Annotated in this window: 26 protein-coding genes and 2 pseudogenes; 11 read left to right on the top strand and 17 right to left on the bottom strand. The window is 58.7% G+C overall.

From position 1 onward, the window contains the following. Positions 1-250: 250 nt before the first annotated feature. Positions 251-1,486 (top strand): 23S rRNA pseudouridine(2605) synthase RluB, encoded by a 1,236-nt coding sequence (gene rluB / locus ACA047_RS22875; RefSeq protein WP_210640244.1) that lies wholly within the window; start codon positions 251-253, stop codon positions 1,484-1,486. 209 nt (positions 1,487-1,695) lie between these two features. Here rluB and ACA047_RS22870 read toward each other — a convergent pair whose 3' ends face one another. Together ACA047_RS22870 and ACA047_RS22865 are read right to left on the bottom strand one after the other, a co-directional pair. After that, positions 1,696-2,661, bottom strand: coding sequence for a M29 family metallopeptidase (locus ACA047_RS22870; RefSeq protein ID WP_497353201.1), 966 nt, complete (start codon positions 2,659-2,661; stop codon positions 1,696-1,698). A gap of 91 nt (positions 2,662-2,752) precedes the next feature. Beyond that, positions 2,753-2,890 carry a hypothetical protein gene (locus ACA047_RS22865; RefSeq protein WP_003178782.1) on the bottom strand — a complete coding sequence of 46 codons (138 nt, stop codon included), beginning with the start codon at positions 2,888-2,890 and terminating at the stop codon, positions 2,753-2,755. Between the two features lie 936 nt (positions 2,891-3,826). Here ACA047_RS22865 and ACA047_RS22860 point away from each other — a divergent pair. Beyond that, positions 3,827-5,242: an amino acid permease gene (locus ACA047_RS22860; RefSeq protein WP_497353198.1), complete on the top strand. Its 1,416-nt coding sequence runs from the start codon at positions 3,827-3,829 to the stop codon at positions 5,240-5,242. A gap of 220 nt (positions 5,243-5,462) precedes the next feature. Further along, on the top strand, positions 5,463-5,876 hold the full coding sequence (arfB, locus tag ACA047_RS22855; RefSeq protein WP_497353196.1) for an alternative ribosome rescue aminoacyl-tRNA hydrolase ArfB: 414 nt from the start codon (positions 5,463-5,465) through the stop codon (positions 5,874-5,876). Here the strand turns inward: arfB and ACA047_RS22850 are convergent. From ACA047_RS22850 to ACA047_RS22835, 4 genes are all read right to left on the bottom strand, one after another. Continuing rightward, a complete protein-coding gene (locus ACA047_RS22850; protein WP_497353194.1) occupies positions 5,873-7,072 on the bottom strand; it encodes an MFS transporter in 1,200 nt (399 codons plus the stop codon). The two genes, arfB and ACA047_RS22850, sit on opposite strands and share 4 nt — an antisense overlap. A 101-nt stretch (positions 7,073-7,173) precedes the next feature. Beyond that, on the bottom strand, positions 7,174-7,368 hold the full coding sequence (locus ACA047_RS22845) for a hypothetical protein (protein ID WP_497353192.1): 195 nt from the start codon (positions 7,366-7,368) through the stop codon (positions 7,174-7,176). A gap of 75 nt (positions 7,369-7,443) precedes the next feature. Then, on the bottom strand, positions 7,444-7,587 hold the full coding sequence (locus ACA047_RS22840; protein WP_497353190.1) for a hypothetical protein: 144 nt from the start codon (positions 7,585-7,587) through the stop codon (positions 7,444-7,446). A gap of 142 nt (positions 7,588-7,729) precedes the next feature. After that, positions 7,730-8,752: a transporter gene (locus ACA047_RS22835; RefSeq protein ID WP_497353188.1), complete on the bottom strand. Its 1,023-nt coding sequence runs from the start codon at positions 8,750-8,752 to the stop codon at positions 7,730-7,732. A gap of 374 nt (positions 8,753-9,126) precedes the next feature. On the opposite strand from ACA047_RS22835, the pseudogene ACA047_RS22830 reads away from it, so the two are divergent. Further along, a pseudogene (locus tag ACA047_RS22830) lies at positions 9,127-9,822 on the top strand (methyl-accepting chemotaxis protein); the annotation flags it as partial. A gap of 165 nt (positions 9,823-9,987) precedes the next feature. Then, positions 9,988-10,755, top strand: a complete 768-nt coding sequence (locus tag ACA047_RS22825) for a methyl-accepting chemotaxis protein (RefSeq protein ID WP_497360502.1) — start codon at positions 9,988-9,990, stop codon at positions 10,753-10,755. A gap of 75 nt (positions 10,756-10,830) precedes the next feature. Here the strand turns inward: ACA047_RS22825 and ACA047_RS22820 are convergent, their stop codons facing one another. Further along, on the bottom strand, positions 10,831-11,136 hold the full coding sequence (locus tag ACA047_RS22820; protein WP_497353186.1) for a PepSY domain-containing protein: 306 nt from the start codon (positions 11,134-11,136) through the stop codon (positions 10,831-10,833). Positions 11,137-11,287: 151 nt separating this feature from the next. Then, positions 11,288-12,415, bottom strand: coding sequence for a glycerophosphodiester phosphodiesterase (locus ACA047_RS22815; protein ID WP_497353184.1), 1,128 nt, complete (start codon positions 12,413-12,415; stop codon positions 11,288-11,290). Between the two features lie 245 nt (positions 12,416-12,660). Here ACA047_RS22815 and ACA047_RS22810 point away from each other — a divergent pair, with 245 nt between their 5' ends. Next, positions 12,661-12,987, top strand: coding sequence for a DUF2025 family protein (locus ACA047_RS22810; RefSeq protein WP_497353182.1), 327 nt, complete (start codon positions 12,661-12,663; stop codon positions 12,985-12,987). 149 nt (positions 12,988-13,136) lie between these two features. Here the strand turns inward: ACA047_RS22810 and ACA047_RS22805 are convergent, their stop codons facing one another. Beyond that, positions 13,137-13,451: an antibiotic biosynthesis monooxygenase family protein gene (locus tag ACA047_RS22805; protein WP_497353180.1), complete on the bottom strand. Its 315-nt coding sequence runs from the start codon at positions 13,449-13,451 to the stop codon at positions 13,137-13,139. Continuing rightward, the gene (locus tag ACA047_RS22800; RefSeq protein WP_497353178.1) at positions 13,448-14,158 is read right to left on the bottom strand and encodes a CTP synthase C-terminal region-related (seleno)protein; all 711 of its coding nucleotides are present in this window, start codon (positions 14,156-14,158) and stop codon (positions 13,448-13,450) included. Before ACA047_RS22800 ends, ACA047_RS22805 begins: the two co-directional genes overlap by 4 nt. 14 nt (positions 14,159-14,172) lie before the next feature. Here ACA047_RS22800 and ACA047_RS22795 point away from each other — a divergent pair, with 14 nt between their 5' ends. Both ACA047_RS22795 and ACA047_RS22790 read left to right on the top strand, forming a co-directional pair. Continuing rightward, a complete protein-coding gene (locus ACA047_RS22795; RefSeq protein ID WP_497353176.1) occupies positions 14,173-15,120 on the top strand; it encodes a LysR family transcriptional regulator in 948 nt (315 codons plus the stop codon). A 94-nt stretch (positions 15,121-15,214) separates the two neighbouring features. Beyond that, positions 15,215-15,745 carry a DUF1003 domain-containing protein gene (locus ACA047_RS22790; protein WP_497353174.1) on the top strand — a complete coding sequence of 177 codons (531 nt, stop codon included), beginning with the start codon at positions 15,215-15,217 and terminating at the stop codon, positions 15,743-15,745. Between the two features lie 6 nt (positions 15,746-15,751). On the opposite strand, the gene ACA047_RS22785 is transcribed toward ACA047_RS22790, so the two are convergent. Then, the gene (locus ACA047_RS22785) at positions 15,752-16,384 is read right to left on the bottom strand and encodes a TetR/AcrR family transcriptional regulator (RefSeq protein ID WP_497353172.1); all 633 of its coding nucleotides are present in this window, start codon (positions 16,382-16,384) and stop codon (positions 15,752-15,754) included. A 194-nt stretch (positions 16,385-16,578) separates the two neighbouring features. Here ACA047_RS22785 and ACA047_RS22780 point away from each other — a divergent pair, with 194 nt between their 5' ends. Next, entirely contained in the window at positions 16,579-17,634 is a 1,056-nt protein-coding gene (locus ACA047_RS22780) for an MBL fold metallo-hydrolase (RefSeq protein WP_497353170.1), read from the top strand. A 15-nt stretch (positions 17,635-17,649) separates the two neighbouring features. Here the strand turns inward: ACA047_RS22780 and ACA047_RS22775 are convergent, their stop codons facing one another. Beyond that, positions 17,650-17,967 carry a helix-turn-helix domain-containing protein gene (locus tag ACA047_RS22775; protein ID WP_497353168.1) on the bottom strand — a complete coding sequence of 106 codons (318 nt, stop codon included), beginning with the start codon at positions 17,965-17,967 and terminating at the stop codon, positions 17,650-17,652. An 84-nt stretch (positions 17,968-18,051) separates the two neighbouring features. After that, on the bottom strand, positions 18,052-18,828 hold the full coding sequence (locus ACA047_RS22770) for an AraC family transcriptional regulator (protein WP_497353166.1): 777 nt from the start codon (positions 18,826-18,828) through the stop codon (positions 18,052-18,054). Positions 18,829-18,937: 109 nt separating this feature from the next. Here ACA047_RS22770 and ACA047_RS22765 point away from each other — a divergent pair, with 109 nt between their 5' ends. Beyond that, a complete protein-coding gene (locus ACA047_RS22765) occupies positions 18,938-19,750 on the top strand; it encodes a sulfite exporter TauE/SafE family protein (RefSeq protein ID WP_497353164.1) in 813 nt (270 codons plus the stop codon). A gap of 5 nt (positions 19,751-19,755) precedes the next feature. Here the strand turns inward: ACA047_RS22765 and ACA047_RS22760 are convergent, their stop codons facing one another. Continuing rightward, positions 19,756-20,742, bottom strand: a complete 987-nt coding sequence (locus ACA047_RS22760) for a hypothetical protein (protein WP_497353162.1) — start codon at positions 20,740-20,742, stop codon at positions 19,756-19,758. A gap of 119 nt (positions 20,743-20,861) precedes the next feature. On the opposite strand from ACA047_RS22760, the gene ACA047_RS22755 reads away from it, so the two are divergent. Next, the gene (locus ACA047_RS22755) at positions 20,862-21,059 is read left to right on the top strand and encodes a PIN domain-containing protein (protein ID WP_497353160.1); all 198 of its coding nucleotides are present in this window, start codon (positions 20,862-20,864) and stop codon (positions 21,057-21,059) included. Between the two features lie 52 nt (positions 21,060-21,111). On the opposite strand, the gene ACA047_RS22750 is transcribed toward ACA047_RS22755, so the two are convergent. The 3 genes and pseudogenes from ACA047_RS22750 to ACA047_RS22740 all read right to left on the bottom strand — a co-directional run bounded on the left by ACA047_RS22750 (position 21,112) and on the right by ACA047_RS22740 (position 22,060). Next, entirely contained in the window at positions 21,112-21,303 is a 192-nt protein-coding gene (locus tag ACA047_RS22750; RefSeq protein WP_497353158.1) for a DNA-binding protein, read from the bottom strand. Positions 21,304-21,555: 252 nt separating this feature from the next. After that, a pseudogene (locus tag ACA047_RS22745) lies at positions 21,556-21,729 on the bottom strand (BRO-N domain-containing protein); the annotation flags it as partial. Positions 21,730-21,892: 163 nt separating this feature from the next. Then, complete coding sequence (locus ACA047_RS22740; protein WP_497360610.1) at positions 21,893-22,060, bottom strand: hypothetical protein; 168 nt, start codon at positions 22,058-22,060, stop codon at positions 21,893-21,895. Between the last annotated feature and the right edge of the window lie 20 nt (positions 22,061-22,080).

The following is a 22,080-nucleotide window of genomic DNA, read 5'->3' as shown; positions in this document are numbered from 1 at the left end:
CCGCGCCGGCGCCTGTGGGAGCGAGCAGGCTCGCTCCCACATTAAGTCGTGCGGTGCATCATGAGTTCCACCAAACGAGGTGCCACCGGCCAGCGGAAAAAGCGCTGAGGGTGCGTTGATCAGCTAGTCTCTGATGCGCAAACGCCTCAACGGGCGTATGATTCGCGACCCTTTGGCGATCCCTTCGTCAAAGACCCGTTTTCAAAGCGTCAGGCCAAGCCTGACTCGACCACACCGGGAGGTGCCCAGAATGAAAGACCAAGACCAGAATGACAGCCAGGAAATCGGCCCAGCAGGCGAGAAACTGCAAAAAGTCCTCGCCCGTATCGGCGTCGGCTCGCGCCGCGACGTGGAAGCCTGGATCACCCAGGGCCGAATCAAGGTCAACGGCAAAGATGCCACCTTGGGCCTGCGTGTCGACATGCACGACGCCATCACCATTGATGGCAAGGTGATCAAGCGCGAAGAGGCCGCCGAAACGGTGCGCCGCGTGATCATGTACAACAAACCCGACGGCGAGATCTGCACCCGTGACGACCCGGAAGGCCGTCCGACCGTGTTCGACAAAATGCCGCGTCCCAAGGAAGGCCGTTGGATCAACATCGGTCGCCTGGACATCAACACCACCGGTTTGCTGATGTTCACCACCGACGGTGAGTTGGCCAACCGCCTGATGCACCCTTCCTACGAGATGGACCGCGAATACGCGGTACGTGTGCGTGGCGAAGTCGACGACGAAATGATCGAGCGCCTGAAGGCCGGCGTCGTGCTGGAAGACGGCCCGGCGCGTTTCACCGACATCAAGCAGGCGCCGGGCGGTGAAGGCTTCAACCATTGGTACCACTGCGTGGTGATGGAAGGCCGTAACCGTGAAGTGCGTCGCCTTTGGGAGTCCCAGGGGCTGGTGGTCAGCCGCCTGAAGCGCGTGCGTTTCGGCCCGGTGTTCCTCAATTCCGACCTGCCGATGGGCCGCTGGCGCGAAATGAGCCAGTACGAAGTCGACATCCTGGCGGCCGAGGTTGGCCTCAAGCCTGTGGCGATGCCGCAGATGACCGCCAAGAGCAAGGACAAGCTGGAGCGGATGCAGCGTAAATCCTCGCGTCCAATGGGCAAGACCGAGCGTGTACGTACGCTGCGTCCTGCTGCCGAGGGCGCGCCGACCGGCCCGCGTCCTTCCCGCGAGCCGCAGATCGAAGGCGAACGCCCGGCCCGCAAGCCTGCCCCACGTCAGGACGGCGAGCGTGGTCCACGCACGCCTCGTCCGGCCAACGGTCGGACTGAACGCGGCGAAGGTCGCGGTGCTCCAGCGGGCCGCGGTACGCCAGTAGCCGATCGTCCTGCCGACACCAAGCGCCCGGCCAAGCCAGCTCCGAAGAAGCGCCCGGGCATTGTCTTGGTTGACCGCGACACGCCATCGGGTAAACGCCGTGGCGCACCCGCCGGTTCCGGTCAGCGTCCTGGGTTTGGGCGTCGTAAGCCGGAGTGATCGGTAACTGCCCATAAAAAACGCCAACCTTTGGGTTGGCGTTTTTTTTTTGCCTGGCTTTATTGATGTGGTGTCGGTGAGTCCGCTATCGCGAGCAGGCTCGCTCCCACATTGGGTCTTCAGTGAATGGAAAATTTGTGTTCGACGCCGTCACCTGTGGGAGCGAGCCTGCTCGCGATGGCGCCAGTAGACCCACAGCCAATTCCAGCCTAAAACACAAACCGCCCATCAAACATCGGCTCATTATCCAGCGCCAGCACACCGCTCTCGAAAATCAGGTCCAGATGATGGCTGCCCTTGGCCCCGCCACCGAGGCCCAGGTGCAGGCCGCAATGGCGCTCCTCGAAACCGGCATTTCGGGCGTAAAGGCTCTTGACCCCTTCGTTGGTGCCGATCCCCAGTTCCTCGATGCGTCGGTTGGACGGGTTGGCGTCCAGGTACTTGTTGAAGTCGTGCTCCAGGCCCGGCACATCGGTGGCGATTTTCTGGATGGTGGAGTCTTCTATCCACAACTCCAACGGCGATTGCAGCACCCCATATTTGCGAGCGAACGGGATGGTACTCAGGAACGTGCCGACGAATTTCACCCGGCCATTGATGGTATCGCTGTGGGTGGCGATTTCGCCGGGAGCCAGGTCGTAGTTGCCGACGCCGTTGATGTCGGTCCACTTCTTGACGCTGCTGAGGTCGGTATCGAAATACGAGCCGTGGCCGTCCTGGAAACTCAACGTCGTTGCCTGGGACATGCGCCGGATCAGGTGGCTGTTGAGCCCCGCGATGCGCTGTGGAATAACGCTGAAGGTGTCGTAAAAATAATCGCCGTAGTCTTTGAACAGCAGCGATTTCTTCCAGCTGTCTGCCATTACACCTTGCAGCGCGCGGACAAAATCCGGGCCGTCGGGACGCGGGTTGGGCAGGGTGGACGAGTCGTAGAAAAAAATATAGAGATCGTTGTCGGCAATGGCCTGGGACAATCGCTGCGGGGTTTCAAGGTCCAGGCGCATGGCGCTGAACCGCCAGGGCGAGCCGCTGCCAGCCTGTTCGGCAATGGCGCCGGTCAGTGCTTCGTAATCGGCAGTATGGCCGAGCAACACCTTGGCACACTGGATGCCGGCCAGCGCAGGATGGTGTTCGAGGTAGTAAAGGAAATGTGAGATGGCGCGTTGTGTGTCCATGCTTATTCTTCCCTGAAGTGGTATGAGCTTCCCTGGAAAACCCGCAAAAGTGGCGGAGCCGACCGGCCGGATCGTCTCCACCGGGCAATGTCTACAGAGGCCACATCGCCGTGCCGAACGGAACGACGGCGTCGGCTTGCATCATTTCAACGGCGGCTTCATGGGTAGGTGCTTCAAACCATTCGTCCAGTTGCAGTTCGGTTTCCAAGTCTTTGTCCAGTGCTTGCATAGTGAATCTCCTAGATAACTTTTACCAAAGTTGCGGAGTGATTCGGCGAGGGAAAACCGACCAGAAGCAGCACCGCAGAACTTGCAGGCACGATGCCTTGGCAAGTCGCTGAAACCTAGTCCAGGGTTTTTTGGAATGCAAAAAATAATTTCATTTTTTTTGTTTGAACTTTTTATTCTGTTTTTAACGAATAAATTAGTTATTCAAAAACAGCCGTCTGGCAGTTTTTTTTAATAGGGAGCTACCTACCGTCAATTTGCAGTCAACCTACAGAAAACTCCTATATGGAAAGTCTGCGTTACGGATCGTAAAGAAATGCTGACGATTTAGGCCTGTCGAGGCGGCTTGAAACGAGGTTTTCAGAGGTTGTAAGAAAAAGCTTCCGCCGGGCCCGTCCCTACGGGTTTTCCATGGCTCTGGCCCGCTTGTTTCAAACCTGCGGGAAGGGTCAGATGTGCTTCATGCCTGTCGTGCAGGTGCATAACAAGAAGGAGGCGCAATGAACGCCGTAGCTCAACTCCATTTCTCCCGTCGTGGCGTTTTTCACGTCGCCCCCCTCATTGGCTCGCAAGGGTCGGAACACCTTTTTGCAGGCGCCCGAGACGTTCGGGGCGTACACATGCAATCCCGGCAAACGGCACGCTGATCCGGTGGTGTCTGGCAGTAGGGGGGCGACGGTGTACAATGCGCCGCGTTTTACTGTGACCCTCCGCGTCCCCACGCACTTTCAAGGTTACCCGCCTTGTTCACTCCGCCATGCCACAAGCGTGTCGGGTTCGATTTCGTCACAGATAAAAACAAACAGGTGACGCATGACCGTTGTAAAAAACGCTGAATTCCTGGTGCCTGCGCTGGGGTTTGATCGGCGCTGCTTGAGATCCGATTCGAGCGGCAACGTCTAACGAACATCATCAAACCTTGCGTGAGACCTTTTTCATGAGTGGACAAAACTCGCATTCAGGCGAGCTGAAGCGCGGCCTGAAAAATCGACACATTCAACTGATCGCCCTGGGCGGCGCGATTGGCACCGGCCTGTTCCTTGGCTCGGCAGGGGTGTTGAAGTCAGCCGGCCCGTCGATGATCCTCGGCTACGCCATTTGCGGCTTCATCGCCTTCATGATCATGCGCCAGTTGGGCGAAATGATCGTCGAAGAGCCGGTGGCCGGTTCCTTCAGTCACTTTGCCCACAAGTACTGGGGCGGTTTCGCCGGGTTCCTGTCGGGCTGGAACTGCTGGATTCTCTACATCCTGGTGGGCATGTCCGAGCTGACAGCGGTCGGCAAGTACATCCACTACTGGGCACCGGATATCCCGACCTGGGTCTCGGCGGCGGTATTTTTCATATTGATCAATGTCATTAACCTGGCCAACGTCAAAGTTTTCGGCGAGGCTGAATTCTGGTTCGCGATCATCAAAGTCGTGGCGATTGTCGGCATGATTGCCCTGGGCAGCTACCTGCTGGTCAGCGGTCACGGCGGCCCGCAGGCTTCGGTGACCAACCTGTGGGCCCACGGTGGATTCTTCCCCAACGGCGTGAGCGGGTTGGTGATGGCCATGGCAATCATCATGTTCTCCTTCGGTGGGCTGGAGATGCTCGGCTTCACCGCCGCAGAGGCTGACAAACCGAAAACCGTGATTCCCAAGGCCATCAACCAGGTGATTTACCGAATCCTGATTTTCTACATCGGTGCCCTCGTGGTGCTGTTGTCCCTGACCCCTTGGGACAGCCTGCTGACCACCCTCAATGCGTCCGGCGATGCCTACAGCGGCAGCCCGTTCGTGCAGGTGTTCTCGATGCTGGGCAGCAACACCGCGGCGCACATCCTCAACTTCGTGGTGTTGACCGCCGCGCTGTCGGTGTACAACAGTGGTACTTACTGCAACAGCCGCATGCTGCTGGGCATGGCCGAGCAGGGCGATGCACCCAAGGCCCTGGCGAAGATCGACAAACGCGGCGTGCCGGTGCGTTCGATCTTTGCTTCGGCTGCCGTGACGTTGGTGGCGGTGTTGCTGAACTACCTGATTCCACAACATGCGCTGGAGCTGCTGATGTCGCTGGTGGTCGCGACCCTGGTGATCAACTGGGCGATGATCAGCTACTCGCACTTCAAGTTCCGCCAGCACATGAACCAGACCCGCCAGACGCCGCTGTTCAAGGCGCTGTGGTATCCGTATGGCAACTACATCTGCCTGGCGTTCGTAGTGTTTATCTTGGGCGTGATGTTGCTGATTCCTGGCATCCAGGTCTCGGTCTACGCGATTCCGGTGTGGGTGGTGTTCATGTGGGTGTGCTACGTGATCAAGAACAAGCGCAGTGCCCGGCATGAAATGGCCGTGACGGCTGCCAAGTAAACATCCTTGAAATACAACAAACCCGGCCAAGTGCCGGGTTTGTTGTTTCAGATTCATGCTAATCCCTGTGGGAGCGAGCCTGCTCGCGATGGCGCCAGCACATCCGACATATGTTTCGCCTGTCACACCGAAATCGCGAGCAGGCTCGCTCCCACAAGGGTTGGTCGCTGTCCTGGGAAATCGCGGTATCCTTGGTGTCCTGACACCGGACCTCTTCCCCATGCTGGCGATTTCCAACACTGTGCACATCCCGGACGCCGAGATCGAGCTGACGGCCATCCGCGCCCAGGGCGCCGGGGGGCAGAACGTCAACAAGGTGTCCAGCGCCATGCACTTGCGCTTCGATATCCCAGCCTCGTCCTTGCCCGAGTTCTACAAGGAACGGCTGCTGGCTTTGCGTGACAGTCGCATCACCAGCGACGGTGTGCTGATCATCAAGGCCCAGCAATACCGTACGCAGGAACAGAACCGGGCCGATGCGCTGGAGCGCCTGACCGAGCTGATCCTCAGCGCCACCAAAGTTGAAAAGAAGCGTCGCCCGACCAAGCCGACCCTGGGCTCGAAAAAGCGTCGCCTGGAATCCAAAACCAAGCGCGGCTCGATCAAGGCCGGACGCGGCAAGGTGGACTTCTAGTTTTTCTCCCGCTCCTGGCGATACCTCGGCGCTTGCCGGTACAGGTAGAGGCTCAGCGTTAATCCGCCCAGGGCTGCCAGTGCGGCGAACAAAAAGATCGAGGCGAAGCCGAAGCCAGCAGCAATCGCCCCGGCCAGTGGCCCGGTGATGCCCAGGGACAAATCAATAAACAGCGAATAAGCGCCCACCGCCGCCCCACGGCTGGAGGCCGGCACCAGATTGACCGCTTCCACGCCCAGCGCCGGGAACACCAGCGAAAAGCCGAAACCGCTCAACGCCGCGCCCGCCAAGGCCCAATGAGCATCCGGTGCCAGCCATAGCAGCAACAGGCCCAGGGTTTCCACCGACAGGCAGGCAATCGCCACCCGGAAACCGCCCAGACGGTTGATCAGGTTGCCGAACAGCAGGCGCGCCCCGATGAAGCTGGCGCCGAACAGACTCAGGCACAGCACCGCATTGTCCCAATGCTGCGTGGCGTAATACAGGGTGATGAACGTGGCGATCGTGCCGAAACCGATGGAGCCCAGGGCCAGGCCACAACCGTGTGGCAGGACGCGCCCCAGCACGTGCATGAACGGCAGGCGTTCGCCAACGACGATGGGCGCGGCGGTTTTCGGCCAGGCCAGTGCCAGCCCCAACGACGCCAGCAAGATAATGCTGACGCCCATGCTCCACAGCCCCAGGGCATTGACCAGCCACACTCCCAACGGCGCGCCAATCGCCAGCGCGCCGTAACTGGCGATACCGTTCCAGGAAATCACCTTGGCGGTGTTCGCCGCGCCGACCCGACCAATGCCCCAACCGATGGAGCCCGAGCCCACGAGGCTTTCCGCGCTGCCCAACACCAGGCGACCGATCAACAGGCTAATCAGACTGAGGGTCGGCAGGCTCGGCGTCCAGGCAGACACCAGCATGAACACACCGCTGAGCCCGCAGCCGGCCAGGCCAAACATGACCGCGCGCTTGCTGCCCAGGTTATCGATGATCCGGCTCGCGTAAGGACGGCTGAGGAGGGTGGCCAAGTACTGGACGCTGATCACCAGCCCGGCGATGACCGCGCCGAAACCCAGGTCGCCATGGACGTACCCAGGCAGTACGGCCAGGGGAATGCCGATATTCAGATAGCCAATGAAAGTAAACAGGACGATGGAAACGACTTGCAGCGTGACCGCCAAGGGGCGCTGGGAATCTGGCATGGGTAGAGGGTCCACGGAGCAGCAGATAGATAGGCTGCTTATGTTAACGGCGACCGCGATGGTTGAGCGTGGAAAAGTAGAATAATTTGCCGAATGGCTATTCAGTTGCCGTTTTGCCCGGCGACCAGATGCGTGGTGACCAATGCCGCGAGGGCGTTTTCTTCGGTGCCGAAACGAGCCAGTAGGGCGGCTTGTTTTTCGAGGGGAAGGCGCGTCCAGATCTCGACCATTTTCTCGGCGGTGCCGATCAGTATGCTGGCCTGGGCTTCGCTGAATGTGGGGGTGTCATCGGTCATGGTACGGGCTCAGGATTCAGGCAGTGTGGAAAGCGCATCTTAGCGCTTTCCACACGGTCTGGTGGTGCGGGTGAATCAGTCTTCGCTGTCGGCCTGGCGGCGTTCAGTGGCTTCTTTGGGGTCGGGTTGCTGGGCTTTTGATTGCCCCCCGGCTTGTAGCGTGGTCGTCTGCTCAGTGTCGTGCAGGCTTGGGAAGGGGAGATTAGGGATCTCGTGCATATCGCGCTCCTCGCAAAGTCTGTTGATAGATCTGGTAGATCCGCGCTTTTACAAAGCCTGCGCAGGATACAGCAGGAGAAATGACAAAAAGACTTTTAAATCCTGCTGTGCCGACAAAAGGGGTTGTCTGGACAGGTCAAGCTCAGTAATCGCCGCGCTTGCGAAACGCCCATCGGCCGGCAATCAGAGTGAAGGTTGCCACCAGCGCCACCAGGATCCAGAAGCCCTCGGGATCACTGGCAAGCGGCACGCCGCCGACGTTCATGCCAAAGAAGCCGGCAATAATGTTGATGGGCAACGCCAACACCGTGACCACCGTCAGGGTGAACAAGGTACGGTTGCTTTGTTCGTTGAGGTTGGCGGCGATTTCTTCCTGCAACAGCTTGATCCGTTCGCCCAGTGCGGTGAGGTCGTTGATGATCAGGGCGAACTCCTCGGTCGATTTACGCAGCTCCTTGACGTCTTCTTTCTGCAACCATTGCGGCGGGCGGTTGAGCAGGCGCAGCAACGACCCCGGCTCCAGTGCCAACAGGCGTTGCAGGCGCACCAGTACCCGGCGGTTGGCGCCCAACTCGGCGCGGTTGGTGGACAGTCGCGAGGACAGCAACTGATCTTCGATCTGGTCGACGCTGAGGCTGGTCTTGCGCACGATTTGGGTCAGCACTTCGCCCTGGTCGCGCAGCAAATGTACGAGTAATTCCAGCGGCGAGCGAAAGTACTCGCCGGCCTTGACCGATGAGCGCAGCTTGTCGACCGAGTGCAGCGGTTGCAACCGCGCGCTGACAATCAATCGACTGTGAACGCACACCCACAATGTGGATACATCCGAAGAAACTATGTTGCTGAGGTTGAACACGACATCGTTCACCACGGCGAGCAACGCCGAGTCCACATGCTCGATGCGGGTCGAGCGCGAGCCTTCATGCAAGGCTTCGAAAAATTCCTCAGGCAAGGCCAGATGACTTTTCATCCAGCGCTCGCACGCTGCATGGGCCAGGTTCAGGTGCAGCCAGAGAAACTCATCTTCGTCTTGGGGTTGTTGCAGGCTTAGCAAGGCCTGGGCCGAATCTATCTCCTGCCCGCGCTCACCGGGGCGGAAGCGAAATCCGTAAAGCAGGCCGAACAGGTCCGGATCGCGGTGGCTTTGATCGATGCTGTGGTTCATGAAGTCTCGCTGGCGGGAAGTGCCTGTGGCGACTACAGGTTCACTTGAGTGGCATCATCGCAAGCTTTCTTGAAGGTTTTGTGACAGCTGTGTAGCGCCGCCAAACCGGCATTAACCGCCGTCGCGAGGGCTTCAGAATAACCATCGCCGGTTGATGGGCGGGTTTATATATCTCTGAGTTCTGGCTGTGCGTTACGCGAGGTCTGACAACTGACCACTAGCGTCCGTTACCGATGGTCGCGAAGGCTCAAGAACGCCTCACACAAGCCGATGGTGTGTACATATCCCCCCGCATTTGGGGTGCGACACTGTGTGTTGCGGACATGGAGGTCGGGACGTCGTTTCTGTTCTTTATTTCCTAGAGATTTCACTCCATGTTTCTACAAAAATCCCTGAGAGCTCAGATTCTCGCTCTGCTGATCGGCAGTCTACTGGCAATGCTGCTGATCGCTCTGGCGTCCTTTCATTTCCTTTCCGACGGGGTCCAGAATTATCGCAACTTGATTGATGGCCCGTTGCGTGCCTCGCAGTTGATCGACGAGGCCAACCTGCAATTCAAGGTGCAGGTACAGGAATGGAAGAACGTTCTGCTGCGTGGCAAGCAACCGGCAGATCTGGATAAATACTGGAAGCAGTTCGAAGATCGCCAGCGCGATGTCCAGAGCATTCTTGGCGAGTTGATCGGGCGCGAAGAAGGTGTTCCAGCACAAATCAAGACGCGCATCGAACGTTTGCGCGACGAGCACCGTCAATTGGGCGCGGCCTACCAAAAAGGGCGTGACGCATTTTTGGCCGCAGGTGGCGACGCAGCGGCGGGCGATGCGGCGGTCAAGGGCGTGGACCGAGCGGCCAGTGAACAAATGAGCGAACTGGTGGTGGAACTGCGCAAACTGGGCAGCGAGCAATCGCTGCTGATCAGTGTCGGTGCCGATCGTACGATTATGCTGGGCACGGCTGTCATGCTGATTTCGGGCGTGCTGATCGGGCTGTTCAGCCTGTGGCTGGTCAATCGCAACCTGGTGCAGCCGATCCGTAACCTGATCGAATACGTCACGCAACTGAGTCATGGACGTTTCGCCCAGCGGGTGGTCAGCAACCGTCAGGACGAATTGGGTGACCTGGCCCTGGCCGCCAATACCTTGCGCGATTTCCTCGCCGAAACCTTCACGAGGCTGCAACGCAGTGCCACGGAATTGGACAGTGCCAGCGGTGAGCTCAATGCCATCGCCGGCCTGATGAGCCAGGGCACCAATGAGCAATTCGAGCGCACTGATCAAGTGGCGACGGCGATGAACGAAATGTCCGCCACGGCCCAGGAAGTCGCCCGCCATGCCGCCGACGCGGCGCGAGCGGCCGACGATGCCGATCAATCGGCGCAGCAGGGCGAGAAGGTCATGCAAGGGACTATCCACACCATCACCCGGATGCGTGGCGAAATCGCCAACACGGCCACGGTTATTCGTCAGCTGGAAACCGACAGTGGGCGTATCGGTAAGGTGCTGGAGGTGATCCGCGGGATCGCCGAGCAGACCAACCTGCTGGCCCTCAACGCCGCCATCGAAGCGGCCCGGGCCGGTGAGGCAGGACGCGGTTTCGCGGTGGTCGCCGATGAAGTGCGCAGCCTGGCCCAGCGCACGGCCTCGTCTATCATCGAGATCAACCAGATCATCCAGACCGTACAAACCGGTGCGGTGGACGCGGCCCAGGCCATCGAAAGCGGGCAGTCACGCAGCGAGGAAAGCGTGGAGCAGGTCACCCAAGCCGGTGAAATGCTCGAACGCATTACTCAGGCCGTCGAAGCGATTCGCGACATGAACCGCCAGATCGCCACGGCTGCGGAGGAGCAGACGTCCGTGGCCGAAGACATTTCGCGTAATCTCACCGAAATCACCGGCATTGCCAGCACCAACCTGGACAATGTGCAGCGTACCGAAGCAGCCAGTCGGGATCTGCATGGTTTGTCGGGGCAGTTGAATGAAGTGACGGCGCGGTTGAGTGCCTGACGATAGTTAGCGGTAGTTGTCGATAAACAAAAGCCGCGCATCCCTAAAGTTGCGCGGCTCTTTTTTGCTGATCAATTAACGGTCTTGCTTATCGCTCAAGACTTTGCCAGTGGTGGCGTCGAAATCTACATCCCACTCTGTGCCATCGGCCATTTTCAATTCAACTTCGTATTCATAGCCGTTGAAGTGGTTATCCAGGTCGGTGTCGGTGATGGTGGCGCCCGGGTGTAACTTCAGGGCTGCTTGGTTCATCTCTTCCAGCGGCTTGATTTTTCCGCTCTTGACCAACTCAGGAATCTGGTCGACTCGAACATCAGCTTGGGCCAGGCCAGCGGTGAGGGTCAGGGCAGCGGCGGTGAACAAGGCAGTTAAAGTTTTCATAAAGTCTTTCCTTGGGTGCGTCGTTTAAGTGGGTTCAGATTAACGCTGGCAACTTAATTCACCCTTAATTTGAAAAGCTTTCCGAACAAGCTGGAAACGGTGTGGGCGTCATGCTTTGCGCCCACAGGTTTTCTTACAGCCTTGCCTGGGTTCAGTAACCGTTCTTCTCCAACAACTGCACCACGCTGCCCGTCTCGGGACGCTTGAAGTACTTGAGCAGTTCACTGGCGCGGTTGGTGAAGATACCGTCCACGCCGGCGTCCATCACTTTTTTGAAGTCCACAGCTTCATCCACTGTGTAGACGTGCACCAGCAAACCCTGGTCATGGGTGTACTGGTTCATCCAGGGCTGCACCAGGTCGGAATAACTCTGGCTGCCGCCATGGGTCAGCGCGGCGGACGGTCCGGTACCGATGGCACCCTGGGCCTTGGCGTACTGAACCCATTGTTCGAATTCAGCCTTGTCCTTGGGTTCTTGTTTGGCGTAGTAGGCCGCTTTGTCCGTTTCGCCGGACTCGGCAAAAGTCACCTTGGACTTGGGCTCAATGTTGCCTTCACCCACCCACAACAGCAGCACCTTCGGCACTTTCGGCATCTCTTTGTGCAGCAGTTCGAGGCTGCTTTTTTCGAAGGTCTGCAAGACTACTTTACCCTTGCCCTGGCCGACCCCCGTGGCGCGCTTGGCCAGCTTGGACCCGGCCGGGCTCAGCCAACCGCGGTCCTGCAATTTATCCTTCAGATCGCGCTCTATGCCGGGGAACAGCTTCGGCTCCTTGGTTTCGATGTACAGCCCCGGTTTATGCTGCGGGTTGCCTTCGGCAATGTTGATGACCTCATCGAGGGTCAGAATTTTCAGGCCCGCGAACGAAGGGCGAGCGCGGTCCGGGTAGGCGGTGTTGAACCAGCTGCCGGCATCGAGGGTTTTAAGTTCCGCCATGGTGAATTCGTTGGCGCTGCTGTCCTTGCGCTCGGGAAACTTGACCGCGACATCCGTGGTGCGCAGCAGGCTATTGTCGTGCAGAACGAACAACACCCCGTCCTTGCTGCGTTGCAGGTCCAGTTCCAGGTAATCGGCGCCCAGGTCTCGGGCCAGTTTGTAGGCCGCGGCGGTGGATTCCGGTGCATCGAACGAGGCGCCGCGGTGGGCGATCACCGCCGGGTGAGGAATGCCCTGAAGGGCCGCCAGGGCCTTGGGGCTCGGGTTCTCGGAGGCCTGTGTCTGACCGAAGCCGAGCAACAGGCTCAGCATCAAGGCGCTGCGGGTGAGGGTAACGGGCATGGTCGAGATCCTTTCGTAGGTTTGTGCAAAAACCTATCTTTTAACAACTGAGCGCTGTCGGCGCTATCGCCATACCGACATAAACCTGTGCAAAGCAGATTTTTCCCACGCTTTTTAAGGCTGCTTTGCAGTACCCTTGGCCGCACCAGTTTCCCCGGCAGAGGGAAACCTGAATCCAGCATTCGCTTGCCCTGCGTGTAAACCATCGATCAGCCGTCCTGCGGGACGCATCCATGAGGTTTACCATGCGCACCACTTCGACATTCATCTGCCAGGCCGCCGACCAGCTCAAGGGTTTTGTCGGCCTGAACCGCAAAACCGGCCAATACATCGTACGGTTCAGCGAAGACTCCTTCGGCATGGACGTGGCCGACGACGGCATCATCCCCACCAGCGAATTTGTCTGGGCCCCCGTGACGGACGGCACCATGGCCCTCAAGCGCGAGCGGATCCAGTTGTTGCTGGACCAGAACATCGATGACCGGATCAACCTCACCGAACCTTTGCGGGTGTACATGGCACGCAACGACCTGCCGGAGATCGTGGCGGTGCGGCAGTTGGTGGAAGGCTGAAGCCTGCGGCGAACGCCGGATCTATGAGCGCTCGAGAACCAGTGTGGGAGCGAGCCTGCTCGCGATGACTGTCTTTCAGTCAACATCAATGTTGACTGATCCACCGCAATCGCGAGCAAGCTTGCTCCCTCAGGTTTTGTGCCTTGGCGTCAGGCTTGGCGTCGGAACGCATAATCGCGTTCGACCTTACACACCCGCGTGTGGCAATGGGCGTACCAGGTCGAACGGCCGCGCTCGCGGATCTCGCTGTGCTCGGGATGTTGCTTCCACGCTAGGATCGCTGCCTCGCTGCTCCAGTAAGACACGGTGATGCCCAAGCCATCTTCGCCACGGGCCGATTCGACGCCCAGAAACCCGGGTTGCTCTCGAGCCAGGGTCAGCATTCGCTCGGCAGCTTCTGCATACCCTTGGTCTCCCTCCGTGCGCAGTGAGGTGAAAATCACCGCGTAATACTGGGCGCTCATGGAACTGCCTTTGTGCAGGCTTCGACAAACGCACTGACTAGCGGCGGTATACGACCCTCCAACGCCGCGCGCTCAGGCTGGAACAGCGTTGCGACAAAGAAAGGATGGTCGCGCAGTTCAACGGCGCGCAAGTCGCCGGCCGAATCCCGGGCGACGGCGTGCAAGCGTTCGCTCAGCAAATCCTGTTCAAACTGTGGATTGACCCCGAAGCGGCAATGGTAGCCCTCGAAAACCGTCTGGCGTCCATAGGCCTTGGCAATCAATGAACCCGCGTCGAGTTGGAGGCTATCGATGGTGTCGACCAGGGAACAGCTGAGCAGCGTCAGCAGCGCCCGTTCAGCCTCGGGAGAGGTTTCACCGTGGGCGGCATCGGCCCAGCCCATCACGTTGCGGGCGTATTCCAGTACGGCATGTTGAAAACCGCCGCAGGTGCCAAGGAAAGGGCGACGCTGTTCGCGGGCAAAACGAATGGCGTGCAAGGCGCCGTTTTCGTTTCGGTAAGGGCTGCCGGGCACGCACCAGACGCCATCGAAATCATCCAGGACGGTGCTGTCGACGATGAGGTCCGTTGCCAGCCATTGGTAACGAATGTCATGGCCGGCTTGCCTGCCGACCTGTTCAAGTGCAATGGAGATCGCCTGATGGGCCGTTATTTGTGGGTCATAGTCGCCAACCAGGGCGATGTGCAAAGGACGCTGGATTTCCATGAGAGGCCCGCCGCTTGTTGATTGTTGGTCGCCACTATAGATTGGCGCTCACGCAATCAATATTGGCGTTTACCCAAGTGTTCAATGCATCGACGCACTATCGTCTGGAGTATCCCGATCTATCCCTGGTCCTGGCGCTGGTTCGTGGCGGCTCGCTGGCTAGGGCGGCGCGCCTGCTTGAAGTGGATGTGTCTACGGTATTTCGTTCGGTACGCCGACTTGAGGCGGCCCTTGGCCAGCCTCTGTTCGAAAAAAACCGTTCCGGGTATTTGCCCACGAGCCTGGCCCAAGCGCTGGCCGAACAGGCTGAGCGCGCCGAGCAGGCGTTGGAGGCGGCGCGTATAGGTGTGGAGCAGGGCGGTGAGGTCGTCAGTGGCACGGTGCGCTTGACGTGTACTGACTCGGTTCTGCAAGCGTTGTTGTTGCCTGCACTGGCGCGGTTCATGCCGGCCTACCCGGCGTTGACCCTTGAGCTAAGCACCTCGAACGACTTCGCCAACCTGAGCCGCCGCGATGCCGACATCGCACTGCGATTGACCCGTACGCCGCCGGAACATCTGGTCGGTCGGCATCTGGGCAATGTGGCCTACCGGGTCTGTGCCGGCGCCACTTACTTGCGTTCGACGAATACGGATGATCTGGCCTCCATGACCTGGATCGCGCCGGACGATTTCCTCCCGGATCACCCGACCGTGACTTGGCGCCGCCAGCATCTGCCGGGTGTGATGCCTGCTTATCGCTGTAACAGCATGCTCTCGGTCACCGAACTGGTGCGGGCCGGTTTGGGGGTTGCGGCATTGCCGGACTTTTTGATCGACGAAAACCAGGGCCTGATGCCCCTTGGCGAGCCGCTGGCAGGTTATGACACGGTACTTTGGCTTCTGACACGGCCGGACTGCCGCGCCTTGCGCTCGGTGGTGACATTGTTCGATGAGTTGGGGCGCAATCTGCGGTTGCGCTGACTTTTAAACCAGCAGCAAGTGTATGACTCAATGGGTGATGATCTCCCAGCGGTTATAGTGCCTTAAGCCCCAGCCCCAGGCAGAGAACATCACGATGACGAAATCCGCCCAACCCACGCCGACTGCTCCAGTTGACCACCTGCGTTTTCATCGTCCCCACGCGCATTTAGCGCCGACCTTTGGCAATGACCGCTTTGCGTTGCGCGCGGAGGCGTTCGCGCGTTTTTTCGGGACGCCGACGTTCCTCGGCGCGCAAACTTTTATCGTGCTGCTATGGGTAAGCCTGAACCTGATGGGGGTCTTTCATTTCGATGCTTACCCATTCATTTTGCTTAATCTGGCGTTCAGCCTGCAGTCGGCTTATGCCGCCCCGCTGATCTTGTTGGCGCAGACGCGCCAGGCCGCTCGGGACAAAGCCCAGTCCGAAGCCGATGCTCAACATCGCGAAGCCTTGGCCATCGCCAACAGCGAGCGCCAGGTCCAGGCAGCGCAGAACACGGCGCAGTTGCTCGAATTGTTGGAGCAGAACACCCGCCTGACGGAAATGACCAAGGCATTGACCGAGCGTATCGACAGCCTGACCACCGAAATGCACCAGAAATTCGTGAGCACGCCATCGGTGTAGTAGTCCCTATTCTGCGGTGGCGCTGATACTCAGGGCCTGATAGCGGGCCAGAAACATGTCCAGAGCCGATTCGATCACCTGTGTCTGCTCTTTCTGGGTCAGGCTTGGCTGGCCCATGGAGATCTGTGGCCAAAAGGCGAACGTCTTGATCAGCCCGTGAATTTGCTGAGCAGCAAACGCCGGTTCCACGGGTTTCAACTGGCCATCGGCCAGGGCAGCACGAATCCAGACGGTCAAGCCCTCTTCGCGCTGGCCCATGCGCGCAATCATGTCCTGAGCCCGGTCGGGGGAATGAATCGTTGCAGCGATGGCGATGCGCGCCAGGTCGAGGAAGTTATCATCCGCCAGCATGTGCAATTTGGCTTGCAGCAATTGCCAAAGCTGCTCGCGCAAAGGCTTCTCCGGGTTGTAGGAGGTGTCTTGTTCTGCCGTAACGCTGTTCCATAACCGATTCAGAATTTCGGCAAACAGTTCTTCCTTGCTCGGGAAGTGGTTATACACCGTGCGCTTCGACACACCGGCAGTCGCCGCGATCTTGTCCATGCTGGTGATCTCGAAACCGCGGCTACGAAATTCGGCAATCGCGGCCTGGAGGATAGCTTCGCGTTTTCGCTCGGTAAGGCGCTGCGGCACGGTCATGGGCATTCGTCGGTCGAGAAGAGGGAACTTACACTCGGTAGTTTACTTGCTCCCGGGATTCATGCAATCTACAAACTACACCGAGTAGTGTAGTTCTAGACCTAAAGCGTACGGCTGAGCGTGCATGCAACGGCCATTCAGCGTCCCACAACGGCGAAGCGCAATGGCGCCGACGTCCTTGGAGTTATCGCACCATGACCATTTCTTCGTCGAGTGACAGCCCTGCGGGACCTCATTCATCCCGGCATGAACAAGGCAAGTATCGCAACCACGCCTTTACACCGCGGGAAGGGTTCGGCAAGACCCTGCGTATCATCTGGAACATGATCTTCCACAAGCCACGCACCACTCGGCCTGCGGGCGCCATCGAAGTTCTCCCGCTGACTCGCGCCGCCCTGCTGGCTGCACCGAACAACAGCGTCTTTCGCCTCGGCCATTCCACCGTGTTGCTTAAGCTGCGGGATAAATTCTGGTTGACCGACCCGGTTTTCTCCGAGCGCGCCTCCCCCGTGCAATGGGCCGGTCCCAAGCGTTTTCATCAGCCGCCCATCAGCCTGGAAGAACTGCCGCCGATCGAGGCAGTGATCCTGTCCCATGATCATTACGACCATCTCGATTATCAGGCCATCCTCAAACTTGCCGCTAAAACCAGCCACTTCCTGACTCCCCTTGGCGTGGGTGACACCCTGATCAAGTGGGGCGTCGAGGCCAGCAAGGTGCGTCAACTGGACTGGTGGCAAGGCACCGAGGTGGACGGTATCGAGTTCATCGCCACGCCATCCCAACACTTTTCCGGACGTGGCCTGTTCGACAGCAACAGCACGTTATGGGCCTCGTGGGTGATGATTGACGGCGGCACCCGGATTTTCTTCAGCGGCGACACCGGATATTTCGACGGTTTCAAACGCATCGGCGAGCAATACGGCCCCTTTGACCTGACGCTGATGGAAACCGGCGCCTATAACGTCGATTGGCCGCATGTCCACATGCAGCCGGAACAAACGCTGCAGGCTCATATCGACCTCAAGGGCCGCTGGCTGCTGCCGATCCACAACGGCACGTTCGACCTGGCGATGCATGCCTGGTACGAACCGTTTGATCGCATCCTGGCCCTGGCCTGGGAGCGCAACGTTTACATCACCACGCCGCAAATGGGCCAAGCCTTCACCCTGACGCAACCGCAACGTGGCCGAGCCTGGTGGCTGGACATGGAGCCCTCGGTCTATCACGACCAGCCCGACGTGGCCTGACCCTCGATGCATCGACTATTCGATCATTGAGTAATCTGCCCGCTCCATCGGATCCGGCGTGGCGCCTTTGATATTCATGCCGCGCCCCGGTGCGAAGCCGGGGAAGAACACCAAGCCTTCGGCTTCCAGGCAAAAGGCCAGGGCCAGGCGGGTTACGTCGAGCAACTCGCCCCCGGCCTCGAAGCGCCGGATAGCTTGGACCGAGACGCCGGACTGCCGGGACAATTGCTCAACACTCCAGCCCAGCATGGCTCGTGCCTGTGCGCTATGGGCAGGGGTGAATTGATAGACAGCAATGCGTTGCAGGGTGGTTTTGATTGCGAGAGAGGCCATGGGAGTTCTCCAAAGCTGTTGGATTCAAAAAATACTGTGTTTTTGTACAGTTGTTTTGAGTTCGAATCAATCTCATTTTTTTGATCAATGCCCAGTGGTCTTTTCCAGCCAGGCGCTCGGGGCGTTCCCCAGCACCCGGCGGAACATGGTGGAGAACGCTGCGGGGCTGTCGTAGCCCAGATCAAGGGCAATGCGGGTGATCGAATTGCCCTCAGCCAGGCGTGGCAGCGCCGCCATCACACACGCTTGTTGCCGCCACTGGCTGAAGCTCAGCGTGGTTTGCCGGCTGAACAGACGATTGAACGAGCGCAAGCTGACAGGCAACTGTGCCGCCCATTGCACGGGCGAGGCGTGGGCGTTGGGGTGTTTCAGAAACGCCAGGCACAGGCCGAGTAGGCGTGGGTCCTTGGGCAGTGGAAGGTGCAGCGGTAAATGTGCGCTGCGGGCCAGTTCGTGTAACAGCAGATTGATCAGCGCACCATCGCGGCCGGCCTCGTCGTAGTCCGGCGCAAGTTCCACGGCTTCCATCAGCAACTGGCGCATCAAGGGCGACACGTTGATGACTTGGCAACGAGCATCCATGGCCGTCACGGCCGCCGGTTCGATGTACAAACTGCGGGTGCTGACCCCCAGCATCAGCACCTCATGGGCAACCCCTGGAGGAATCCACACCGCCCGTTGCGGCGGCACCACCCAATTGCCGTCCGCGGTGCTGACCTGCATCACACCGGTGGCGCCGTAAAGCAACTGTGCCCTGCGATGACAGTGCGACGGCAGCAAATGCCCATGGGGATAATCGGTGCCAATGGCGACGATTGCCCTGGGGGTCGCATCCAATAAATCAATCGAACTGTTGCGCATCGGAGCACTCGCATTGGCGTAAACGCAAACATTATTGGCCTGTTTGCTACAGCAGGCCAAGCCGTGCGTGCCTATCGTGGACTCCCTTTCATTCCACGGATTCGCTCCGATGTTCTATGTATTGCTTGCGTGTTTCGGCTGCCTGAGTGGCGTGACGGCCGTGCTGTTCGGGTTCGGCGGCGGCTTTGTCGTGGTGCCCTTGATGTACTGCCTGCTGATGGCTCGCCACGCGGGGGACGTCATCGGCGAATCGGCGATGCACATTGCCGTCGCCACCTCCACCTGCGTCATGATCGTCAACGCCCTGGCCGCCACCCGAAAACACCATCGCGCCGGTCAGTTGATTCGTCGTTACCTGTGGCCGTTTGGCGGTTTCATCGCCCTGGGCGCAATCCTCGGTGCCGCGGTTGCTACTTGGATGAATGGCGAGATTATCCGTTACGCCTTCGTTGCCTATCTAGGCCTGACCATCCTGGATTGCCTGCTGCGACGAGGTTTTCTGACACACACCAGTGATGCCGTCCCACGGCCATTAGCGAAAATGGAGACCGCGTTGGGTGGCACAACCATCGGAGTCATCGCCACGTTCCTGGGGGTTGGCGGCAGCGTCATGACCGTGCCGTTGCTGCGCCGATGTGGCCTAAGCATGTCCCAGGCCACATCGATGGCAAACCCGCTGAGCTTGCCTGTTGCCCTGGCTGGCTCCGTCACCTACATGACCTTGGCTGGCTTTACCGGAATAGACTTCGGCCCGTGGTTTGTCGGTTACGTCGACCTGCTGGCCTTTGTTGTGCTCACACTCGGCGCGTTACTCGGCATCCGCCTGGCGACACCCTGGATTGGCCGGATACCGGATCGGTTGCATGCGTGGGTGTATATAGGGTTGTTGATGGTGGTGATGGTCGGAATGTGGCAGGAGTAGGGCCGTTACTGATCGGCCAATCCCGGCGCTTCACGAATGATGAAGTGATCCAGATTCTCAATATTGGCGCTGAACACCCCGAACGTCTGCTCGGGGTTTTTCTTGCTCGGCACCTGCTTCAACTCCGGCGTCACGCCATAAAAGAAGCAATACAACGGCGCTTCACTGTTGGCAGCGTGCTTGATCTCTTCCAGGAATGCTTTGCGCTTGCGGTAGGTATCGATCAATTTCTTGCTCAGGTAAACGTTGACTGAGTAAGGCTTCTTCTTCGTCTCGTCCGGTTGCTTGACCCAGACCTTTTGTTCGAAATCGATGCGAAAGCTCTGCGTGTAATCTTTGATTTCCTTGATCTTGCCCCAGTAGATCAACCCTTTGTTGTCCAGCAAGTACTCGACCTTCTTGAAGAACGATCCATAGGGCGCCATGTGCTCGCCAATCTTCAGCGGCATGCGCTTGAGCAGATCCTTGTCCTCGAAGTTCGACACAAAACACTCCACCGGATGGGCGAAGACACTGGTCTTGTCCGGCGCCGAATCACGGCTCGGGTGCTCGACATGGCTGGTGGCTGAAGGCACTCGCTCATCGCGCATAACGTCCGTCGCCACCGTCGGGCTGAAAGGCTTACGCACATACTCACGCCGAGTCAGCAACAACTCCGAAGGGAAATGCTCCTCCCGACTGTCATCGGTTTGCGCACCATCCGCCTCCAGGCCCGTGGCCGGTGTCTTCAGGCTGACATAAGGGCAACCCTCGATATGCCGCGTGCTGGGGATGTTCTTGAAGTGCGGTGTGCGCACGTAATTCACATTCTTGGCGTTGAACGTCCCCACCACATTCGCCGCATCAAACGCCGCCCGGCAGGCGTCGTTGGGGCACTGGAAATGTTCCTTCGCGGAATCGAACGCCATCGTCTCGTCGAAATTCAAATCGCGTACGTCATAGATCGACAGCTTGTCGTCGAGGCTGAGGCAGTAGGCGAGGTCGAATTTCATGACGGGCTCGGGTCCTTGAGTGGGGAAGGGTATTAATAGCGGGAGGTGGGTCGGGCTGCACTGAATGTTTTCAACGCGGCGCAAAAATCGCGACAATACAGCGGTCAGTGGACAGGGGCTTGAAACGCTATTTTGACAGACGGTCAGTTCCATATCTTGCCTATCGAAAATCTTCGGCTTTCAAGTTACCGGAGATTCACCGCGATCCGTTTGATCGGATGTTGATTGCCCAGGCTCAGGCGGAGGGGCTGGAGTTAGTCACGGCGGATGGGATTATTCCGCAGTACGGGGTACGTGTGGTTTCGGCACGGTTGTGAGGGGGATGCTGATGTTCAGAACCGGCGGGTTTTGACAGCACCCCCGAGGGCATCATCGAGGGCTTTGAGGGCCGGCGATGAGTACAGACGAATCTTCCTGATCTGAGATTTCAGCAGGCACCTCAGCAATGCAGGCCTCGTCGAACTCCCGCATAGTGGCCTGGTCGATAGCGCCGATTTTCAGCAGTGCTTCGGCCGAGCTGTGAATCGACTCGAAGGCCTCACTTTTGAACTTTTGGGTCATTGCCTATCTCCATAGATTTTTTCCGTCCAACAGAAGCTAGACGTTCCCCGAAACCACTATTCGACATCGCAAAAAACGTGGAAACCTACCTGCGATTCTCAAAAGCAACGCGGCAATCAAGCCCAGCACCCACCTGTAGCCTAAACACCCGTGGCGAGGGGGCTTGCTCCCGCTGGGCTGCGAAGCAGCCCCAAATTCCATCACCAACAAAAAACCGCCGCCCGAACACGGACGACGGCATCCCATCAACAGTCAAAACCCTCGCAAAACCCGCGACGCTTTCCGCCACCAAGATTCGTGCTGGCTAAATGGATCATCCACCAATACCGCCGGCATATCCCGCAAGCGAATCCATGGCTCATCCTGCCAGTGCAGCATGCAGAGCGACATCTTCGGCCAATCCAGCACGCTCAACGTAGGACGCTCCCAAAATGCGTAGGTCTAAGCGCCTGGAGCGAGTGTTTTCTGGATTTCGATACGTAGGACTTCTCTGTTTTTTGTTTGGCATTCCCAGATAACAGCTACACGCCATCCAAACGTTTCGAGCGCCTGCTGTGCATGGAGATCTTGTCCCACGTTTTTTGCCAATTTAGGCAGCCAAAATCCCGGCCTGCTTTTGGGCGTGTCGTTGTTGCCAGGCAGTGACTTCTTCCAAAACAGCATCCATCGGGCCACTGACGAACTGGTCGATCAGCTCTTTTGGAATGGAGGGAAGGTCTCGCTGGGCCTCACGGGCCGGTTTCTTTTTGGTCGGCATGCATGCACCTCTTCAACATG

The organism is Pseudomonas sp. LBUM1664 (assembly GCF_059695895.1).
Note: the sequence above shows the minus strand (reverse complement) of the source record. Positions and strands in the feature narration are given on the sequence as shown.

Bases quoted from the DNA above. Each gene is read 5' to 3' on its own strand.
- ACA047_RS22810 (WP_497353182.1), top strand. From the start codon at position 12,661: ATGCGCACCACTTCGACATTCATCTGCCAGGCCGCCGACCAGCTCAAG.
- ACA047_RS22750 (WP_497353158.1), bottom strand. From the start codon at position 21,303: ATGACCCAAAAGTTCAAAAGTGAGGCCTTCGAGTCGATTCACAGCTCG.
- ACA047_RS22780 (WP_497353170.1), top strand. From the start codon at position 16,579: ATGACCATTTCTTCGTCGAGTGACAGCCCTGCGGGACCTCATTCATCC.
- ACA047_RS22825 (WP_497360502.1), top strand. From the start codon at position 9,988: ATGAGCCAGGGCACCAATGAGCAATTCGAGCGCACTGATCAAGTGGCG.
- ACA047_RS22850 (WP_497353194.1), bottom strand. From the start codon at position 7,072: ATGCCAGATTCCCAGCGCCCCTTGGCGGTCACGCTGCAAGTCGTTTCC.
- ACA047_RS22805 (WP_497353180.1), bottom strand. From the start codon at position 13,451: ATGAGCGCCCAGTATTACGCGGTGATTTTCACCTCACTGCGCACGGAG.
- ACA047_RS22835 (WP_497353188.1), bottom strand. From the start codon at position 8,752: ATGAACCACAGCATCGATCAAAGCCACCGCGATCCGGACCTGTTCGGC.
- ACA047_RS22865 (WP_003178782.1), bottom strand. From the start codon at position 2,890: ATGCAAGCACTGGACAAAGACTTGGAAACCGAACTGCAACTGGACGAA.
- arfB (WP_497353196.1), top strand. From the start codon at position 5,463: ATGCTGGCGATTTCCAACACTGTGCACATCCCGGACGCCGAGATCGAG.
- ACA047_RS22740 (WP_497360610.1), bottom strand. From the start codon at position 22,060: ATGCCGACCAAAAAGAAACCGGCCCGTGAGGCCCAGCGAGACCTTCCC.
- ACA047_RS22840 (WP_497353190.1), bottom strand. From the start codon at position 7,587: ATGCACGAGATCCCTAATCTCCCCTTCCCAAGCCTGCACGACACTGAG.
- ACA047_RS22815 (WP_497353184.1), bottom strand. From the start codon at position 12,415: ATGCCCGTTACCCTCACCCGCAGCGCCTTGATGCTGAGCCTGTTGCTC.
- rluB (WP_210640244.1), top strand. From the start codon at position 251: ATGAAAGACCAAGACCAGAATGACAGCCAGGAAATCGGCCCAGCAGGC.
- ACA047_RS22800 (WP_497353178.1), bottom strand. From the start codon at position 14,158: ATGGAAATCCAGCGTCCTTTGCACATCGCCCTGGTTGGCGACTATGAC.
- ACA047_RS22770 (WP_497353166.1), bottom strand. From the start codon at position 18,828: ATGCGCAACAGTTCGATTGATTTATTGGATGCGACCCCCAGGGCAATC.
- ACA047_RS22860 (WP_497353198.1), top strand. From the start codon at position 3,827: ATGAGTGGACAAAACTCGCATTCAGGCGAGCTGAAGCGCGGCCTGAAA.
- ACA047_RS22790 (WP_497353174.1), top strand. From the start codon at position 15,215: ATGACGAAATCCGCCCAACCCACGCCGACTGCTCCAGTTGACCACCTG.
- ACA047_RS22785 (WP_497353172.1), bottom strand. From the start codon at position 16,384: ATGACCGTGCCGCAGCGCCTTACCGAGCGAAAACGCGAAGCTATCCTC.
- ACA047_RS22845 (WP_497353192.1), bottom strand. From the start codon at position 7,368: ATGACCGATGACACCCCCACATTCAGCGAAGCCCAGGCCAGCATACTG.
- ACA047_RS22765 (WP_497353164.1), top strand. From the start codon at position 18,938: ATGTTCTATGTATTGCTTGCGTGTTTCGGCTGCCTGAGTGGCGTGACG.
- ACA047_RS22775 (WP_497353168.1), bottom strand. From the start codon at position 17,967: ATGGCCTCTCTCGCAATCAAAACCACCCTGCAACGCATTGCTGTCTAT.
- ACA047_RS22870 (WP_497353201.1), bottom strand. From the start codon at position 2,661: ATGGACACACAACGCGCCATCTCACATTTCCTTTACTACCTCGAACAC.
- ACA047_RS22820 (WP_497353186.1), bottom strand. From the start codon at position 11,136: ATGAAAACTTTAACTGCCTTGTTCACCGCCGCTGCCCTGACCCTCACC.
- ACA047_RS22760 (WP_497353162.1), bottom strand. From the start codon at position 20,742: ATGAAATTCGACCTCGCCTACTGCCTCAGCCTCGACGACAAGCTGTCG.